The following is an 18,687-nucleotide window of genomic DNA, read 5'->3' as shown; positions in this document are numbered from 1 at the left end:
GGCACCGCTTCCTACGCCTCGATCCCCCGCTGAATCAAAATCCGCTCGGCGCTGTCGTTCCAGACGTCCATCTTGACGATCTGCCCGCCCCGCACCACGAAGCGGTCGACATAGCGGTTGCCTTCGAACGGCGTGCCGTCCGTCCACTCGCCGTAGAGCGTACCGACGCTGTAGACGACGGTCTCGCCGGTGCCAGGGCAGACATCGAAGCGGTCCATCTTCTTCTTCACCCAGCGATAGCGCTTCGCATTGAAGGCGGTCGGCCCGCGCGGATGGTCGAATTCGCGCCCGCCGGTGAAAGTGATCACCGTGCCCGGCTTCATATAGGCCGCGGCCGCATCCGGATCGGGGATCATCGACGCCGTCAGATAGGCCTCGACGATCTCGACATCGGACATCGGGCGGGCATCGGCTTTGGCGGGTGCGGACATGGGGCCTCCAGGAATAATCAGGACTCTACAATCTGCCGGCAAAAGTGTATGCATATTTTTTAGACAGTCGAACCATAAAACTGCACACAATCTGGTGCTGCCGGATCCTCGCCCCTCCGCTAGGCTGAAACCATCCTGATGTTTCCTCGCCGATGATCGCGAAACCTGCCTTTGACCTCGTCTTCCGCAATGCCGTGACGCGCAGCTCTGCCGCCGCGGTCGATATCGGCATCGCCGGCGGCAGGATCGCCGCGATCGCGCCGCGCCTCGTGTGCGAGGCGGTCGACGTCGACCTCAACGGCCGGCTGGCGTTGCCCGGCTTCGTCGACACCCATATCCATCTCGACAAGGCCTGCCTGCTCGGCCGCTGCGGCCACGATCACGCCAGCCTCGGCGAGGCGATCCGCGCGGTATCGGCGATGAAGCGCGACTTCACGATCGAGGATGTCTATGCGCGCGGCTCAAAAGTGATCGAGCGCGCGATCACGGCGGGCACCACGCGGATGCGGACGCATGTCGAGATCGACCCGAGGATCGGGCTGCGCGGCTTCGAGGCGGTCAAGGCCTTGAAACGCGACTACGCCTGGGCGCTCGATCTCTCGCTCTGCGCCTTTCCGCAGGAGGGCCTGACCAACGATCCCGGCGCCGACGAGTTGCTGGTCGCAGCGCTGCACGACGGTGCCGAGGCGGTCGGCGGCTGCCCCTATGTCGACAGCGATCCGAACGCGCATATCGCGCGCATCTTCGACCTCGCGCAGGAGTTCGACGTCGATGTCGACCTGCATCTCGATTTCGACCTCGATCCCTCCTGGTGGCACATGGAGGAGGTCTGCCGGCAGACCGAGCGGCGCAACTATCACGGGCGCGTCGCGATCGGGCACGCCACCAAACTCTCCGCGCTGCCGCCTGATCGGTTGAAGAAAGCCGGCGCTCGGCTCGCCGAGGCCGGTGTCGCGGTCACCGTGCTGCCGGCGACCGATCTCTATCTGATGGGCCGCGACGCCACCCACAACGCGCCGCGTGGGCTGACCGCCGCGCACCGGCTCGTCGCCGATGGCGTGCTGTGCTCGGTCGCGACCAACAATGTGCAAAATCCCTTCACGCCGTTCGGCGATGCTTCGCTGCTGCGGATGGCCAATCTCTACGCCAATGCGGCGCATGCCGGGATCGGCGAGTTCGACGCCTGCCTCGATCTCGTCACCGATCTGCCGGCGCGGCTGATGAACCTGAAGGATTACGGCATTGCGGTCGGCAACCCCGCCGACATCGTCGTGCTCGATACCGACAGCGGAACCAACGCCATCGCCGAGCTGCCCGACGTGCTGATGGGCTTCAAGCACGGCCGCAAGACCTTCGAACGGCAAAGGCCGACATTGTTCCGGCCTGACACCGAGATGTTTGTCCCGTCATCCTGAGGCGCGAGCTCTTGCGAGCCTCGAAGGATGCACGGCCCCGCGAGATCCATGCGGAAAGAGCCGGGCCGTCGCCCTTCGAGACGCGCGCAAGAGCGCGCTCCTCAGGGTGACGGTGAACGAAGAGGCGAGTGCCGCCTTGCCAATACGCATTGTCGCCTTGCCTTGGCGCGAATTGACGCGTCCGCCGATCCGTTGTTGGTATCCCGCCAACAGCAACAAACAACCGGGCAGGAAACCATGAGCAAATCCACCACAATCAAAAGCGTCGAGACGCTCGCCTGCGATGCCGGCTGGCGGAATTATCACTTCGTCAAGGTGACGACGACGGACGGGCTGGTCGGCTGGAGCGAATATGACGAGGGCTTCGGCGCGCCCGGCGTGACGGCGGCGATCGAGCGGCTTTCGGCGCGGGTGGTCGGCAAGAACGCGTTCGAGCACGAGCGGATCTATGTCGAGCTGTTCGCCGCGACGCGCCCTGCCGCCGGCGGCGTGGTGGCGCTGGCGCTCGGGGCGATCGAGAACGCGCTGCTCGACGTCAAGGCCAAGGCGCTCGGCGTGCCCTGCTACGACCTGCTCGGTGGCAAGATCCGCGACCGCGTGCGGGTGTACTGGTCGCATTGCGCGACCTGGCGCATCAATCATCCCGACTGGTACAAGCCGGCGATCACTGATCTCGACGGCGTCAAGGCGATCGGGGCCGAAGTGCGCGAGAAGAAATTCACGGCGATGAAGACCAACATCTTCGTCTATACCGACGGCAAGCCGCAAGGCTGGCGCCCCGGCTTCGGCTCGCCGTTCCAGCCCGAGATCAATATCGACCGCACCGTGCTGCGCAATCTCTGCATGCACCTGGAGGCGATCCGCGACGGTGCGGGGCCGGATGTCGATCTCCTGCTCGACCTCAACTTCAACGCCAAGACCGAGGGCTATCTGAAAATCCTGCGCGCCATCGAGAAGATGGACATGTTCTGGGTCGAGATCGACACCTTCAATCCACAGGCGCTCGGCTATATCCGCCGCCAGAGCCCGCACCCGATCTCGTCCTGCGAGACGCTGCTCGGCCTGCGCGAATTCCTGCCCTATTTCACCGAGCAGGCGATGGATGTCGCGATCATCGACACGCCATGGAACGGGGTCTGGCAGTCGATGAAGATCGCCGCCGCCGCCGAGCATTTCGAGGTCAACGTCGCGCCGCATAATTTCTACGGCCACCTCTGCACCATGATGAACGCGCATTTCTGCGCCGCGGTGCCGAACCTGCGCATCATGGAGACCGACATCGATCGGCTGGCCTGGGACCACGAGCTGTTCACCCACGTGCCCGAATTCGTCGACGGCCATCTGGTGATCCCGGATCGCCCGGGCTGGGGCACCGAGCCGAACGAGGAAGGCCTGCGCGCGCACCCGCCGAAGAACAAGGGCGGGCTGCTGAATTATGGATTGAAGAAGTAGGCGTTTGTTGCGCCGGCCCACACCCCATCGTCGTCCCGGCGAAGGCCGGGACCCATAACCACCGCTGCCTGGTGTGTAAGGGATTATCGCCCCAGCAGAGCAAAACAATGCGCAGTTGGGGTAATGGGTCCCGGCCTTCGCCGGGACGACGCATGACCCAACTCAACGGCCCTCAATTATCCTCGCGCACCGCCGTGAACGCGCTGTCGATCACGTCGCCGATCGGCTGCCAGGCATTGCCGTCGAACTGCACCAGGCGCATCTGCTTGATCGGGCGGAAGTCCTTCGGTCCGGTGTTGATCACGATCCCGGGCAGCGCGATCGGGCTCTGGTAATCCTTCAGCGACGCGGCCTGCCGCATGATGTTCTCGCGCGACAGATCGTCGCCGCACTGGCGCAGCACCTGCATCAGCGTATCGGCGGCGGCGTAGCCGAACACGGCGTAGATGTCGTCCTTGTCGCCGTCGGGATAATACTTGTCCATGAAGGCGAGCCACGCCTTGATCTGCGGATCGTCCTTCCAGGAGGCATCGCCGGCATCCTTGAGGAACGAGGTCGAGATCACGCCGAGCGAATTCTGCAGGCCTGCCGGCCGCAAGGCGCTGGCGATCGAGGCCGACGCATTGTCGAGGATGAACACCGGATGCCAGTCGAGGTCCGCGGCGACGCGGATCGCGCGCGCCGCGATCGCCGGCGCCCCGTCGAACACCAGGATGTCGGCGCCGGAGTTCTTCAAAATTCCGATCTGGTTCTGGATCGCGGTCTCCGATGCATCGAAGGCGAGATCGGCGACGATCATGCCGGCGGTGTCGCCGAGCCCCTCCTGCAATCCCTTGAACAGGTCGCGGCCGAACTGGTCGTTCTGCCAGAGCACCGCGATCTTGCGCGAGGGATAGGCGGCCTGGATGTAATTGGCGTAGATCCGCCCCTCGGCGCGGAAGGTCGGCTGCCAGCCCATGGTCCAGGGAAAGGTCGCAGGATGCGCCCACGCCTCGTCGCCGGAAGCGACGAACAGCTGCGGGACCTTGTTCTCGTTGAGGTACTTCCGGACCGCGAGGTTGCTCGGCGTGCCGAACGAGCCGAACATCAACAGCACATCCTGCTTCTCGACGAGATCGCGGGTCTGCTCCATCGCGATCTTCGGATTGGAGCTGTCATCGACCGAGACGAACCTGACCTTGCGGCCGTTGATGCCGCCATGCTCGTTGACCATGTCGAAATAGGCCGCCTCCGCCCGCCCGATGGTCGCGAACGCGGCGAGCGGCCCGGTATAGGGCATGACGTTGCCGATGCGGATCTCGTTGCCGGCCGCCGCCGTCTGCGCCTGCTGCGCGCGCAACGGCGCCGCCGCGAGGACAGCTGCGAGGACGAGGGATATCGAAAGCGCAGTTTGTCTTTTTGTTTGCATCAACATCGCCACAAACGCGCCGGCACCAGGCCGGCGCTCCTCCCGAGCGAGCGGAGTTTATCGCCCAAGCCAATGCCGGAAAAATGAAATGTTGATGGCGGAGGCAGGCCTTCTTTCACCTCCCCCGCAAGCGCAGGGCAATCGCATATGGCAGCGAAAAGCTTGGCGGCGCTATTTCCACATCGTCATGGCCGGGCTTGTCCCGGCCATCCACGTCTTTTTCGCGCGGAAACCAAGACGTGGATGCCCGGCACAAGGCCGGGCATGACGAGTCTGTGGAGGGATCGAGCGCACATGCGATAACCCTGCCCGCAAGCGGGAGAGGGAGTGCAGTTCCGACTTGACGATCAGCGCAATGTTATATCGAGCCAGCCCAGCGGGTTGACCGCGACGCGGTCGCCGCTGTCGACCAGGACGGTCGTGGTTTCGGCCTCAATGATCGCGGGACCGGCCAGCGCTTGGCCCGGCCCGAGATCGTCGAGCGCGTAGACCGGCACCTCGCGCCAGGCACCGAACCAGGCCTGCCGCTTGCCGCGCGGCGCGCAGGGCGCAGCCGAGCTGGCCTTTCCGGCATCACTGCTGCCGCGCGCCACCTTGCCGACGGCGGCAACGCGGGCGTTGACGAACACCACCTCCTGCCCGCGCGAGGCATAGGTGTAGAGCTCCTCGTGGCGGCGATGGAAGCGTTCCTCGATCTGCGCCACCAGGTCGGCGGCGCCGAGATCGAGCTCGCCGAGCGGCACGTCGATCTCGAACACCTGCTCGCCGTAGCGCATCTCGGCCGAGCGCTCGATGCCGATATCGCCCTTGAACCAGTCGCGCAGCCGCCCCGCCGCCTGCTCTTCCAGCCCGGCGAACAAGGCGCGAACCTCGTCGGCGGAAATCCGGCCGGTGCCGTAATGGGTGCGGCTGACCTCGTAGCGCAGATCGCTGGTCAGCATGCCCCAGGCCGAAAGCACAGAGGCGACCGTCGGCACGATGATGCGCTTGATCTCGAGCTCGCGCGCGACCTCGGCGGCGTGCATGCCGGCGGCGCCGCCGAAGCTGAGCAGCGCGAATTTGCGCGGATCGACGCCGCGGCGCAAGGTCATCAGGCGGATGCCGTCGGCCATCTTCAGATTGATCATCTTGTAGATGCCGGCGGCGGCCTCGATCCGCGACAGCTCGAGCGCTGCGGCGATCCGGTCCACCGCGGCTTCCGACGCCGCACGGTCGAGCGGCCGCGCGCCGCCCATGAAGGCGGCGGCGTCGAGATAACCGAGCACGACATTGGCATCGGTGACGGTGGCAGCCGTGCCGCCATTGCCGTAGCAGGCCGGGCCGGGCACCGAGCCCGCGCTCTCCGGCCCGACCCGCAGCGTGCGGCCGCCGTCGACGCTCGCGATCGAGCCGCCGCCGGCCGCGATGCTGGCGATGTCGAGGCTGCGCAGCGCGATGCGCTGGCCGGCGAGCATGCCGTCCGCCGACAGCGAGGCCTGGCCATCTGCGATCAGCGAGATGTCGGTCGAGGTGCCGCCCATGTCGAACGGCACGAGATCGGGAATCCGCAGAAGATCGGCGCAGCGGCGGCTGCCGGAGATGCCGCCGGCCGGCCCCGACAGCACAGTGCCCGCGGCAAGCCGCGAGGCCTCCTCCACCGGCGCCATGCCGCCATGCGACAGCACGACGAACAGCGAGCCGGCAAAGCCGGCCTCATGCAGGCTGCGCTCCAGATTGGTGAGATAGCGCCGCACGGTGGGCTCGACATAAGCGTTCACGATCGTGGTCGAGGCGCGCTCATATTCCTTGATCTGCGGCAGCACGTCGCTGGAGCGCGACACGCTGACGTCGGGCAGCTCCTTCGCCAGCTGCTCGACGGCGGCAAGCTCGTGTGCCGGGTTGAGATAGGCATGCAGAAAGCAGACCGCGACGGAATTCGCACCCGACCGTTTCACCTCGGCGACGACATCGCCGAGCGCTGTGGCATCGAGTGCAACCGCGGCGCTGCCGTCGGCCTTCAGCCGCTCGCGCACGCCAAAGCGGCGCTCGCGCGGCACCAGCGGCTCGGGCGGCGGCGTGCGCAGATCGTAGCGGTCCGGCTTCAGCCCTTCGCGCATCTCGACGACGTCGCGGTGGCCTTCGGTGGTCAGCAGCGCAACTTTGGCGCCCTTGCGCTCCAGCAGCGCATTGGTCGCGACCGTCGTGCCGTGCACCAGGCGATCGGTCGCGGCGAGCATCGCCGCGCGCGTCACGCCGAGGCGGCGCGCCAGCTCTTCCAGTCCCGCCATGACGCCGATCGACTGATCGGCCGGCGTGGACGGCGATTTCGCGAACACCGTGCGCCCGGTTTGATCCGTCGCGACCAGGTCGGTGTAAGTGCCGCCGACGTCGACCCCAATCGTGTACATCGCTGCCCTACACCGCTTTCGAAACCAAACCTTGCGCAAGATCGCGCGCCCGCGCTTCCGCCGAGCGCTTCTCCGGTGGACCCCAGCCGCCGCCGCCAGAGGAGCGGATCTCGAGGCAATCGCCTGGGCGCAGCTCGATGCCGACTTCTTTCGTCTTCAGCACGCGCGGCTCGCGGCCTTCCGAGAGCAGCCTGTAGTGATGAGGCTCGCCGTCCTTGCCGCCGAGCATGCCGCAGGGACCATGGCGCGCGCCGTCGCCGGCGGTGTTGCCCTTGGCCGGCTTTTGCGTCTCCAGCACCATGTCGAGCGCGACGCCAAGGCCGCCGCGATGCTGGCCGTCGCCGCCGGAGTCCGGCCGGAATTCGTGCTGGCGGAAATGCAGGGGAAAGCGCACCTCGGCCACCTCGATGCTGCCGAATTTGAGACCGCCGACCGAGTGCCACTCGCCGATCGAAGAATAGCCGTCGCCGCCCGGCGAGGCGCCGCCGCCGGGCCGTGCCTGGAACATGTGCCAGATGAAATTGCGTCCGTTGCGCGGATCCTCACCCTGGATCGCGATGCGGAAGCGGCGCCCCCAGCCGCCCATCACCCGATCCGGACAGGACGCCGACATCGCCTTGATGATGGCTTCGACGATCTCGTTGGAGGGATGGCTGGTGCACAAGGTGACGGGACGGCCGGGATCGGCCCAGACAATCGTGCCCTGCTTCGCCACCACCTTGAGCGGCCGCAGCGCGCCGGTGTTCTTGGGGATATCGGCGTCGATCAGATAGGCGAAGGCCATCGCGACCGCGGCCTGCATGTTGGCGTGCGACGAGTTCACGAAACTGGTCGACTGCGGATCCGAGCCGGTGAGATCGACCTCGATGTCACTGCCCTTCTTGGTCACCTTGGCGGCGATCTTGATGTCAGTGCGGCCGTGGCCGTCATCGTCGAGCAAGGCCTCGCCGTGGAACACGCCGTCTTTCCAGGTCGACACCACGGCGCGGGTCTGCTGCTCGGTGGCATCGAGAATGGCTTCGATCGCGGCTTCGACCGTCTCCGCGCCGAACTCGCTGAACAGTTTTGCGACGCGGCGCTCGCCGAGATGCGCGGCCCCGAGCATTGCCGCGAGGTCGCCGCGGAATTCACGGGGGTTGCGGATGTTCAAAGCCAGGAGGTCGAGCAGATCCTCGCGCGGCTTGCCGGCCTCGTAGAGCTTGATCGGCGGAATGCGAATGCCTTCCTGATAGATCTCGGTCGCACCGGGGTTGTAGGCGCCGTGGGTGGCGCCGCCGATGTCGCTCTGATGCGCGCGCACGATGGTCCAGAGCAGTCTTTTTCCGCCATCGAATACCGGCACGAAGGCTGTGAGATCCGGCAGGTGGCTACCGCCCTGATAGGGATCGTTGAGCAGGATGACGTCGCCGGGCGCGACGTCCTTGAAGCGCTCCTCGACCGCCAGCGTCGCCCAGGGCAAGGCGCCGACATGAACAGGAATGTGGTCGGCCTGCGCGATCAGCCGCCCGTTGGTGTCGCAGATCGCCAGCGAGAAATCGCGGCTGGAATTGAGGATCTGCGAATAGGAGGTGCGAAGCATGGCTTCGCCCATCTCCTTCACGATCGACGACAGGCGGTGCTGGACGACGGAGCGGGTGATCGGATCGATCTTGGCGGACATCTTGGCCTTCTTGGCGCGAGCGACTTGCGCAGGGAGGATGGTGGAACCGGTCGATCGAAACCGGAATTCCTTCTTATAGCCAGTGGCTTGCGGATCGCAAATCGGCTGGCCCGGCCGAAACGGATCATTCCGGCGATCAGCAAGTCGTGATCGACAAGAATCTGCCTGACGACGGAATAGAGCTCACGCTGCTGCGTCCCACCCATGCAAGCCGGCCCAAGCCCGTAACCGCTCGGGCCTCCCCGACAACTCCCAGGGTGAACGCAAATGCTTCCTCGATTCCTTAAGTCCGGCCTCGCGCCGCGCGCCGGCGCCGCCCTGCTCGCTTTTGCAGCTGCGGCGGCTGCTTTTGCGCATGACGACCATCATCCGGTCCAGACCGGGCAGACGGCCGAAGAGAGCGCCTTCCTTGCTGAAAACGATACCGCGATGACCAAGATGATGAACGACATGGCGGCCAAGCCGAGCGGCGACATCGACCGCGACTTCGTCGCGATGATGACGCCGCATCACCAGGGCGCGATCGACATGGCGGTGATCGAGCTCCGCTACGGCAAGAACGAGCAGCTGCGCCGGATCGCGCAGGAAATCATCGTCGAGCAGCAGCAGGAGATCGACGCCATGAAGCTCGCGATCGGAGACCCGGTTACGGCATCCGCGCCCGCCCCGACGCAGCAGAGCCCGGCGCCCGCTGCTCACGATCATATGAACATGTCCCACGGAATGAAGAACTAGGAGCCTCAAACGATGAACCGTCAAATCCTCAAGAGCCTGCTGGCCACGACCGCGCTGGCGATGTCGAGCCCTGCTTTCGCCGGACAGGCGCCGGGCGCTGCGTCCGCGCCCGACATTCCGGTCAGCCATCACGATCGCGTCTACGCCGCCGAGCAGTTCTCCAACACGGTGTCGGTCACCGACCCGGCCGACAACAAGCTGCTCGGCGTGATCCGGCTCGGCGACCCGCAGCCGGGCAATTTCAGCCCGCTCTACAAGGGCCAGGTGCTGGTCCACGGTATGGGCTATTCGCCCGACCATCACATGCTCGCAGTGGTCTCGATCGGTTCGAACTCGGTGAGCTTCATCGACACGGCAACCAACGCGGTCAAGCACGTCACCTATATCGGGCGGTCACCGCACGAGGCGTTCTTCACGCCCGACGGCAGGGAAGTATGGGTCACGGTGCGCGGCGAGAATTACATCTCGGTCATCGACGCGCAGAGCTTCAAGGAAACAACGCGCATCGAGGTGCCTGCGGGACCCGGCATGCAGATATTCTCGCCCGACGGCAAGTACGGCTACATCTGTTCGTCGTTCAACCCGGAAACCGACGTGGTCTCGGTCGCAGACCATCAGATCGTCGCGAAGGTGAAGCAGGAAAGCCCGTTCTGCCCGAACATCGCGGCCTCGCCCGATGGCGACCAGGTCTGGTTCACGCTGAAGGATGTCGGCAGGACGCAGGTGTTCAACGCCAAGCCGCCGTTCAACCTGATCAAGACCATCGACAGCGGCCCGATCACCAACCACGTCAATTTCGCGAAGACGCCTAAGGGCACGCTGGCCTATGTCACGATCGGCGGCACCAACGAGGTCAAGGTGTTTCGAACCGACGACTTCTCGCAAGTCGCGACCATTCCCGTCGGCAATCTGCCGCACGGCGTCTGGCCGTCCGGCGACGGCACGCGGGTCTATGTCGGTCTCGAAAATGCCGACGCGCTGGCGGCGATCGACACCGCGACCAACAAGGTGATCGCCAACATCCCGATCGGCCAGGCGCCGCAGGCGATCGTCTATGTGCCGAACGCCGCGCCAAATCCGGAAGATCGCCAGAACCTGCAAGCCCTCGGCGTCGCCGGCCAGGCCGCTCACCTCGCGCTCGCACCGAAAAAGCAAGCCAAGGACGAGAAGCCGCCGACCAGCGTATCGCTGTTCGATCAAGGGCTGATCCAGGTGCTGCAGGCTTCCGTGACCGGGCTCGAGCCGAAGCAGCGCTACGTGCTGGGATTGGCCGAACACGCCGACGGTGGCGGCATGGTGGAGCCGCTGGCAGCCTTCATGACCAATCCGGCCGGCTCCGCGATCGTCAACGCGGCCGGTCCGATCCGGCAGATCGTGCAGAGCGCGGCCAGGGCGGAGCGACGCTACCTCGTCATCGCAGCCGGCGAGCCGGCGAAACTCGGAGCGGTCGTGCAGGTCCAAGCGCCATGAGCGACATGCTGCACCTGGTCGAGCCGCTGATACCCGCCTTGCGGCGCTATGCGCGGGCCCTGGTCCGCGACCATGCGGCGGCCGACGACCTGGTGCAGGACTGCCTGGAACGCGCCGTCATTCACTGGGAGCAGCGGCGGTCGGACAATCCGCGCCCGTGGCTGTTCGCGATCCTGCATAATCTCGCCATCAACCAGTTTCGCCGCGCAACGGTGCGCGGCGTTCATGTCGCGATCGACGAAACCAACGAGGGTTCGTTCGGCCAGGAAGCGGCGCAGGAGCACAAGGTAATGTATCGCGATGTCATGGCGAAGCTTGCCAAGCTTCCGCATGACCAGCGTGCGGTGCTGCTGCTCGTCGGTGTCGAGGATTTGTCCTACGCCGATGCTGCGAAGGTGCTGGGCGTGCCCATTGGCACGGTGATGTCCCGCCTCGCGCGCGCCCGCGAGCGGCTGCATCACGAACTGGAGGGGACGCCCGGCGACCTGGATCATAATGTCGTGCAATTGCGGAACAAGACATGAGCAACCGACCCATTACAGAAGACGATCTGCATGCCTATGTCGATCGCGCTCTGGAGCCGGAACGCGAGGCCGATGTCCGTGCCTATCTGGACAAGCATCCGGACGTGGCCAAGCGCATCGCCGCCTACTCCGATGAGCGTAACCTTTTGCGATCGGCGCTGCTGCCGATCGCCGAGGAGCCGCTGCCGCCGCGGCTCAACCTCGCCAGGATGATCGAGAGCCCTCGTCGCCGCCCCTCGTCGTTGCGCTGGGCCATCGCAGCGATGCTGATGCTCTCGATCGGCGGCCTCGGTGGATGGATGATCCGTGGCGCGACACAGGCACCGGTCGGCGGAATTGTGGCGCTCGCCGAGGAGGCCAGCGATTCCTACAGAGTGTACGCCTCCGATCGCACGCGGCCGGTCGAGCTGCGCGACAGCACCGAGCTTGTGCAATGGGTCTCCAACCGGTTGCATCAACCGGTGAAGCTGCCGGATCTCACCAAGTCGGGATATCGTTTGATGGGCGGACGGGTAGTGCCGACCGCACATGGTCCTGCGGCCATGTTCATGTACGACGACGATCGCGGCGAGCGGCTCGTGGTTCTCACCCGCCCGATGACGTCAGACCAGAACGCGCCGATGGCCGCGCATTCGGGTGGCGACGTCGCGGGCTTCTCGTGGGCCGACGGCGGTACGGGCTACTCCCTGGTGGGGCCGCGCGGGGGCGATTCCCTGCGGCCACTTGCCAACGAGATTCGCAAGCAGGCGCAGACGATCTGATCGGAACGGAGCGCTAAGCATGATCCGGAAAAGTGCGAAGCGGTTTTCCGAAAAGATCATGCTCAAACAAAGAGCTAAGGCGCGATGACGATTCAACCCAATCTCATCGCGCCTTAGGGCCTGGTGTAGATCAGGAACAGCACGATCCCGATCACCAGCGCGCCGGCGATGAACAGCAGCACCGCGGGCAGCCCGAACAGCGCGGCGACGCCGGCGGTGCTCGATTGCAGCAGCGCCGCGCCGAGGAAGAACGCGAGGTTGACCGACGACAGCGCCTTGCCGGTGTTCTGTGCGGCGACAAGCTGCCGCGTCATGCCGTAGATCAGCGGCTGCGCCGACGTCGCAAGCCCGATCAGGATCAACAGCACCAAGTCATATTGCGTCGGCATCACGGCAACGCCGAAGAGGTTCGAGACCGGGAAATGCGGTGCACCGGCCGCCATCAAGACGAGCAGCAGCGCGGCGATGGCGTGCGTCACCGCCACCATGGCACGGCGGTGCCCGAACTTGCGATCGAAAGCGCCGATGCAGGCCGGGCCGACGATCATCGCCAGCGTGAACAGGCCGAGCACATTGCCGGCCTCGATCCGGCTCAGCCCTTTCTCGTCCATCAGCCACGGGCCGCCCCACAAGCCGCGCAGGGTCAGCGACGCGCCGAGCGACACCAGCGACAGCGCGATCAGCCCGCGCAGGCCACGCGACATGCCGAGCCGGAGCACCTCGGCCATCTGGTGCAGCGGCGAGGAATCATCCGCATGCGCCGCCGGCTGCCGCGGCACCAGCGCGAACACCGCGATCAGCACCACAATGCCGAAGCCGGCCGAAACCCAGAAACCGGCGCGCCAGCCGAACTGATCGACCACGAAGGCCAGCGGGCTTGCCGACAGCAGCATGCCGATATTGCCGATCGAGAGGATCAGGCCGGACCACAGGCCGAACTTCGCCGCCGACATCTGCTTCGCCGCGAGCGTCATCGGGCACATCAGCATGCCCGAGGTGGCGACGCCGAGCATGAGCTGGCCGAGCACAAAGCTCGCAGGCCCCGTCGCCAGCGCCGAGACCAGCGTTCCGATCACGGTACCGGCGAGCAGGCTCAACGACACCGGCCGCACGCCGAAACGATCCATCGCGGCGCCGACCGGGATTTGCGAGGCGGCAAAGGAGAAATGATAGATCGAGGTGAGGCTCGCGAGCGCCTGCGGCGAGGTGCCGAAATCCGACGCCATCAGATCGAGGCTGATCGCCGGGATGGTCCGCAGCAGCGTCGACAGCATGTGGCCGGAGGCCAATGCCAGAAGTGCAAGCACCAGGGCGCGGAACCCGATCCCCGCCTCTTCCTTCGTCACCACGCCGTCCACGAATCGCCTCTTCCCCGAGCGGTTTGGCGACGGGCGTAACATTATTGGGCGGATGGTGCCAACTTTGGAGGCAATGCTGCTGCCTCGACGCCGTCATGGCCGGGCTTGTCCCGGCCATCCACGTCTATCTTCACGCAGAACCAAAGACGTGGATGCCCGGGACGAGCCCGGGCATGACGAGTTTGTGGGGACTGCGTCCTTCACTGCTTATGGAACACCAGCGTGCGCAGCTCGATGCTCTCGCGCGGCGCGGCATCCGCGGGCGTGGTGGGATCGACAAACGCGGTATGCGGCCCGAACCGGGTGCGGCCGTCGGTCGCCGAGTCGTAGCATTTCAGCAGGATCGCCTCGTCCGGCGTCATCTCTGGAATGTAGAACCAGCGATGGTTCGGATTGTACTTCACCGAATAGGTCTCGCCGCTGCGGTTCGGATAGATCAGGTCGGAGGCGATCAGATCCTCCGGCGCCACTGTCGTACCGTCGGCCATCGCAAGCGGTGAATCGCGCAATGGCCCGCGGATCGGGCGCCACAGATTGATCACCTGGACGCGGCCCCTTCACCAGCTGCTCGGCCTCGTCGGGCAGGTGCTCGAACACCCGGTTGCGGCCGGAGACGGCGGTCTGGTCGACATGGACGCGCGTCGCCGGCTGGCGCGGACCACCGCCGCGGATATCCGCCGCGCCCTCGACGCGCTTGCGCACGGTGTGATCGAAGATGAAGACACGATCCGCCTTCAGCGTCGCCTTCAGGAAGGCTTCCACGGCCGGGTAGTAGACGTTGCGGACTTCGTTCTCGTCGTAATAGTCCCTCACACTGGTCGGATGCTTGACCAGCGCAAAGCCCTCGCGGTCGAGCGAGAAACTGTCGGCAATCAGACGCCCGTCAAAGATCGGAACATTGTGGGCTTCGGGCAGCGCGGTGGATTTGGGTTCGCCGGGCGGCGGATCGAAGGCGTAGGTCCGGGGCTTGCCCGGCGTCGGCGCGAGATAATTCAGTTCAGCGGTCACAAACGGCAGCGACTCGATGCGAGTTTGTTGAAGGCCCATGGTGATCTCCCGGACTCGATTGTTCGTGCTTTTGATCTTGGCGGCGCCGGGCGGGGTGGCAAGGTCGTGGCGAAAATAGCAACGTTGCGGTTTTGGAATGTGCCAAACGGGGAAAATCCTTGCCGCGTGGCAGCCCGCGGACGAATGGATGTTTTGAATCACGGGTTCGTTAGCGGTGCAATGGTGCGGAGTTGAATCGCTTCCGCGCAGACGGTCCACATCTCCCGCTTGCAGGGCCGCCGCAGGTGCGCCGGCAAAATATCGAAAACAACCCCATGCAAAGGAGCTCGCGGCTGCCGGCCTTCGACCGGGCGGCTGTCCGTAGCGGGTGAAGATGTCGTGTTTTTGTAGCTCGTGATCTGTCGCCTTCGTTTCTGATTTGCAGGGGAGCCGGAAGGCGGGGACGGCTTTCCCTGATTGATCATGCCACGGCTGTTGTGGCGGTTTTAGCCCTGTGGGTGAGTTTCTTTGTTCGACTTGAAGCCCGTTTCTCCGTCCCGACCCGCGCTTTCTCGACGGCGGCGCGCGCAGGAGCGGTCAAGGACGCGCGCTTGCGCGCCCGCCAGGGCTTGTCCTTGACGGCTCCGAGCACGCCGCCAGGCTGAAGCGCGTCGGGGCTGATCTGCTGTCCGTCAGGCGCAAACCTCGCCAATCGATGCGGTCCAAGGAACACGCTGACGGTGCCATCGGGATACTCATGTAGCCGCACCAAGGCCTTGACGAAGTGAGGTCTTAGCCGGCTCTCCGGCAACTGCAGCCGCCGACCGTTCCATGCAACGGTATTGTCGTTGGCGACGGTTCGCTCCTCGATCACGCACAGCGCCTCGCGCCAGGCCTCATGCCGGTCGGCTACGAATGCCGAGCCTTCCTGTTCGGGCTTGATCGCAAACGCGGCGTTGTGCCCGGGGATGTAATGCGCCTTCAGCCACGCGTTGGCAGCTTCGAGCGTCGTGATCCCGGCAAGCCGCAGCTCCTTCGGCAGCCGATCCTGCAAGGTGCCGAATACCCGCTCGGAGCGCCCGCGCGCCTGCGGCGAATAGGCTGCGATATGCTCGATCCCAAGATGCGACAAAGCCCGTCCCACCTGGGTTTGTTGCGTCTTCGAGATCTTCTCGCCAGCTTTTGGGGTCAGGAAATAATGGCTGCCGCGGTCGGTGTAGAGCGCGCAGAACAGGCCATGCTCGCCAATCACTTCGCGCAAGGCCTGGAAGGTCGAGGCCGTTCCTTCTTCCTCGACCAGCACCATCGAGTAGATCTCGCTCGTCGCATCGTCCATCGTGACGATCAGGTCCCTCGCGGGCAGGCCTTCGATCCAAACGTGGCGCGATCCGTCCTGGTGCAGCAGCATGCCCCGAAGCGGCCGCCGCGGCCGCTTCTTGCGGTGCGCCGAACGCTTCGGAGCCTTCCGCACCAGCCCTGCCGCGTGCAGCGCCAGCTTCGTCACCGTATAGCCCAGCACATAGTCGTGCCGCTTTTGCATCTGCTCGTGGAAGTGCTTCACCGTGAAGTCCGCGTACTTGTCCCGGTACAGCGCAAGCATCCGTTCCAGCTCCTCCTCCGGCGCCCGCCGTGGCGAACGACGCCCCAGCCGGCGGTCGACAAGCCCGTCGTCGCCCTCCGCCTCATAGCGCTCCGCCCAGCGTTGAAACGTCCGAACACTGATCCCAAGAACCTCCGAAGCTGCCTCCTGCGTCAGTTCCTTCGCCTCCGTCCGATCCAGCAAATCTGAAAACCGCATCCTTCGTACACCCTCGTGAATGGATGCCGTGCCCATCGTGCCCCCCTTGTTCCGGAGCACCGAAAACACGACACTTCACGAGCTACAAACAGGCGACAGATCACGAGCTACTGACACGTTCGACCGGGCGGCTTGACACGTCGGGCAAATCAGGGATACATTTCCAATATTCCGAAATCGTGCAAGCACCCGTCGTCCTGGCGAAAGCCAGGACGACGCTGAATGTTTGGTATCGCTTGCAAATTGCCTACAGTCCTGCGCCCTTCCCGACGGCCGCACCAAACGAGCGGTCGACAATGTCGGCGGCGTTGATCTTCTGCCGGATCAGGCCCCAGCGGTCGTAGAGGTCGATGGTCTTCTGCTCGTCGGCGACCACGCTGTCGTCGATCGGCGCGATGCGGATCTTGGCCCGCGTCAGCCAGTTCACCGCCACCGCGGGCGGGATGTTCATCAGCCTGCCCCAGGTCGCGGCGTAGCCTTCGACATTGTTCTGCGACCATGCGCGCGCGGCCGCCAACCGCCGCACGAAATCCTCGAGCTCGGCGCGCTTGGCCTTGATCGCATCCGGTGTCGCGACCTGGAAGCCGAGGCCGGGCGTAATGCCGTCGGCCGTGATAACGCGGCGCGACTTGAACAGCACCTCTTCCTGGCTCACATACGGCTCCCAGGTCGACCAGGCGTCGACCGCGCCCTGCGTGTAGGCGACCTTGGCATCCGACGGCGCGAGGAACACGATCTGCACGTCGTTCGCCTGCCAGCCTTTCGATTCCAGCGCCGCCAGGATCAGCTGATGGCCGATCGAACCGCGGCCGGTCGCGATCTTCTTGCCGCGCAAATCGTCAAAGCTCTTGATCGCAGAGCTTTCCGGCACCAGGACCGCGAGCCCGTCGCGCGACTGCCGCACCGCCACGATCGCCTTGACCGGAATTTTGGCGGCCGCCGCGAAGGTGAACGGCGCGTCGCCGACCAGCCCGGTATCGATCGCGCCTGCGCCCAGGGCCTCCAGCAGCGGCGCGGCTGCGGCGAACTCCTTCCACTCGATCTTGTAGGGAACGTCCTTGAGCACACCGGCCGCTTCCATCACGGCCTGCGAATTGCCCTTCTGGTCGCCGACGCGCAGCGTGGTCTGCGCGAAGGCCGCGTCGACGGCGACGAGCGCAAGCACTGCCGCAACAATGAGACGGATCATTCGGCGGCAATCCCCCGCTGCTGGTCGCGCGCTTCGATCAGCTTGCGGGTCAGCGGGATCAGCGCCCGGCCATAATCGATCGCATCGACCAGCGGGTCGAAGCCGCGGATCAGGAAGTGGCTGACGCCGAGATCGTAATAATCGCCGAATACCTCGGCGACCTGCTCGGGTGTGCCGACCAGCGCGGTGGTGTTGCTGTTGGCGCCGGTCAGTTTGGCGATCTCGGTCCACAGCCGCTTGTCGATGCGCGTGCCCTGATCGGCGAGCGCCAGCAGCCGCTTGGCGCCGTCGGTCGCGTGGTTGGGACGGCGATAGCCGGTCTGGTCCTGCAGCGCGGTGGCGCGCTCGAGGATATGTTCCGCCTTCTTCCACGCCTTCTCCTCGGTGTCGGCGAGGATCGGCCGCACCGACAGGCTGAAGCGCGGCGTCGGCCTTCCGTGCCTGGCCGCGGCAGCGCGCACCCGCGCGGTGACGTCGCGCACCTGCGCGTAGGACTCGCCCCACAGCGCGAAAGTATCGGCGTGCCTGCCGGCGACCTCGACCGCAGCGTCCGAGCCGCCGCCGACGAAGGTGTAGATGCCGCCCTTCTGCAACGGCTTCACCTGCGAGAATCCGTTCTCGACGTTGTAATACTTGCCGCTGTAGTTGAACGGCTTCTCGCTGGTCCATTCCAACCGCACCACGTCGAGGAATTCGCCGGTGCGGGCGTAGCGCTCGTCCTTGTCGTCAAGGGTGTTGCCGTCCTGGCGCAGCTCGATGGCGTTGCCGCCGGTGATGACGTGCAGCGAGACGCGGCCCCCATAGAACTGATCCAGCGTCGCAAGCTGGCGCGCCAGCAGCGTCGGCGCGGTGAAACCCGGTCGCTGCGCGATCATCACCTTGAGCTGCTTGGTGATGGTCAGGACATGCTGCGCGACCTGCAACGCGTCCGGCGTGGTGGAGTGGAACGCCAGCAGCGCGCGATCGAAACCGGCGAGCTCATGGGCCTTGGCCACCGTCTCGATATAGGGCGGATCGAGCACCGGGCCTGAGCGGACGATGGTCTCGGAGGCATTGTTGTTGGTGATGAAGCCGATGAACTCGACCGGCATGACGGGAACTCCGTTGTTGTT

The 18,687-nt window shown here is 65.3% G+C and carries 14 protein-coding genes and 1 pseudogene; 6 read left to right on the top strand and 9 right to left on the bottom strand.

What is annotated here, in order from left to right:
* Positions 1–11: 11 nt before the first annotated feature.
* Entirely contained in the window at positions 12–431 is a 420-nt protein-coding gene (locus ACVIHF_RS05970) for a nuclear transport factor 2 family protein (RefSeq protein WP_253602986.1), read from the bottom strand.
* A gap of 152 nt (positions 432–583) precedes the next feature.
* Here ACVIHF_RS05970 and ACVIHF_RS05965 point away from each other — a divergent pair, with 152 nt between their 5' ends.
* A complete protein-coding gene (locus tag ACVIHF_RS05965; RefSeq protein WP_253602987.1) occupies positions 584–1,846 on the top strand; it encodes an amidohydrolase family protein in 1,263 nt (420 codons plus the stop codon).
* Between the two features lie 237 nt (positions 1,847–2,083).
* Positions 2,084–3,298 (top strand): mandelate racemase/muconate lactonizing enzyme family protein, encoded by a 1,215-nt coding sequence (locus ACVIHF_RS05960; RefSeq protein WP_028334402.1) that lies wholly within the window; start codon positions 2,084–2,086, stop codon positions 3,296–3,298.
* Positions 3,299–3,470: 172 nt separating this feature from the next.
* On the opposite strand, the gene ACVIHF_RS05955 is transcribed toward ACVIHF_RS05960, so the two are convergent.
* From ACVIHF_RS05955 to ACVIHF_RS05945, 3 genes are all read right to left on the bottom strand, one after another.
* Entirely contained in the window at positions 3,471–4,706 is a 1,236-nt protein-coding gene (locus ACVIHF_RS05955) for an ABC transporter substrate-binding protein (protein WP_253602988.1), read from the bottom strand.
* A 347-nt stretch (positions 4,707–5,053) separates the two neighbouring features.
* Positions 5,054–7,093: a hydantoinase/oxoprolinase family protein gene (locus tag ACVIHF_RS05950; protein ID WP_253602990.1), complete on the bottom strand. Its 2,040-nt coding sequence runs from the start codon at positions 7,091–7,093 to the stop codon at positions 5,054–5,056.
* Positions 7,094–7,100: 7 nt separating this feature from the next.
* The gene (locus ACVIHF_RS05945) at positions 7,101–8,753 is read right to left on the bottom strand and encodes a hydantoinase B/oxoprolinase family protein (protein WP_253602991.1); all 1,653 of its coding nucleotides are present in this window, start codon (positions 8,751–8,753) and stop codon (positions 7,101–7,103) included.
* Between the two features lie 267 nt (positions 8,754–9,020).
* Here ACVIHF_RS05945 and ACVIHF_RS05940 point away from each other — a divergent pair, with 267 nt between their 5' ends.
* The 4 genes from ACVIHF_RS05940 to ACVIHF_RS05925 are packed head-to-tail and all read left to right on the top strand — an operon-like array spanning position 9,021 to position 12,243.
* Entirely contained in the window at positions 9,021–9,488 is a 468-nt protein-coding gene (locus ACVIHF_RS05940) for a DUF305 domain-containing protein (protein WP_253602993.1), read from the top strand.
* A 12-nt stretch (positions 9,489–9,500) separates the two neighbouring features.
* Positions 9,501–10,958, top strand: a complete 1,458-nt coding sequence (locus ACVIHF_RS05935) for a YncE family protein (RefSeq protein ID WP_253602995.1) — start codon at positions 9,501–9,503, stop codon at positions 10,956–10,958.
* The gene (locus ACVIHF_RS05930; RefSeq protein WP_253602998.1) at positions 10,955–11,482 is read left to right on the top strand and encodes an RNA polymerase sigma factor; all 528 of its coding nucleotides are present in this window, start codon (positions 10,955–10,957) and stop codon (positions 11,480–11,482) included. Before ACVIHF_RS05935 ends, ACVIHF_RS05930 begins: the two co-directional genes overlap by 4 nt.
* Positions 11,479–12,243, top strand: a complete 765-nt coding sequence (locus ACVIHF_RS05925) for an anti-sigma factor family protein (protein ID WP_253603000.1) — start codon at positions 11,479–11,481, stop codon at positions 12,241–12,243. The genes ACVIHF_RS05930 and ACVIHF_RS05925 overlap by 4 nt, the downstream gene beginning before the upstream one ends.
* Positions 12,244–12,356: 113 nt before the next feature.
* Here ACVIHF_RS05925 and ACVIHF_RS05920 read toward each other — a convergent pair whose 3' ends face one another.
* The 5 genes and pseudogenes from ACVIHF_RS05920 to ACVIHF_RS05900 all read right to left on the bottom strand — a co-directional run bounded on the left by ACVIHF_RS05920 (position 12,357) and on the right by ACVIHF_RS05900 (position 18,666).
* Entirely contained in the window at positions 12,357–13,592 is a 1,236-nt protein-coding gene (locus ACVIHF_RS05920; RefSeq protein ID WP_253609751.1) for an MFS transporter, read from the bottom strand.
* Between the two features lie 209 nt (positions 13,593–13,801).
* Positions 13,802–14,648 (bottom strand): annotated as a pseudogene (locus ACVIHF_RS05915) (CmcJ/NvfI family oxidoreductase).
* 421 nt (positions 14,649–15,069) lie between these two features.
* On the bottom strand, positions 15,070–16,386 hold the full coding sequence (locus tag ACVIHF_RS05910) for an ISNCY family transposase (protein WP_456791861.1): 1,317 nt from the start codon (positions 16,384–16,386) through the stop codon (positions 15,070–15,072).
* A gap of 247 nt (positions 16,387–16,633) precedes the next feature.
* Positions 16,634–17,575, bottom strand: a complete 942-nt coding sequence (locus ACVIHF_RS05905) for an ABC transporter substrate-binding protein (protein ID WP_253603006.1) — start codon at positions 17,573–17,575, stop codon at positions 16,634–16,636.
* Positions 17,572–18,666, bottom strand: a complete 1,095-nt coding sequence (locus tag ACVIHF_RS05900) for an LLM class flavin-dependent oxidoreductase (RefSeq protein ID WP_253603008.1) — start codon at positions 18,664–18,666, stop codon at positions 17,572–17,574. Before ACVIHF_RS05900 ends, ACVIHF_RS05905 begins: the two co-directional genes overlap by 4 nt.
* Between the last annotated feature and the right edge of the window lie 21 nt (positions 18,667–18,687).

The organism is Bradyrhizobium sp. USDA 4506, from assembly GCF_054058795.1.
This window is presented reverse-complemented; position numbering and strand designations above follow the sequence as displayed.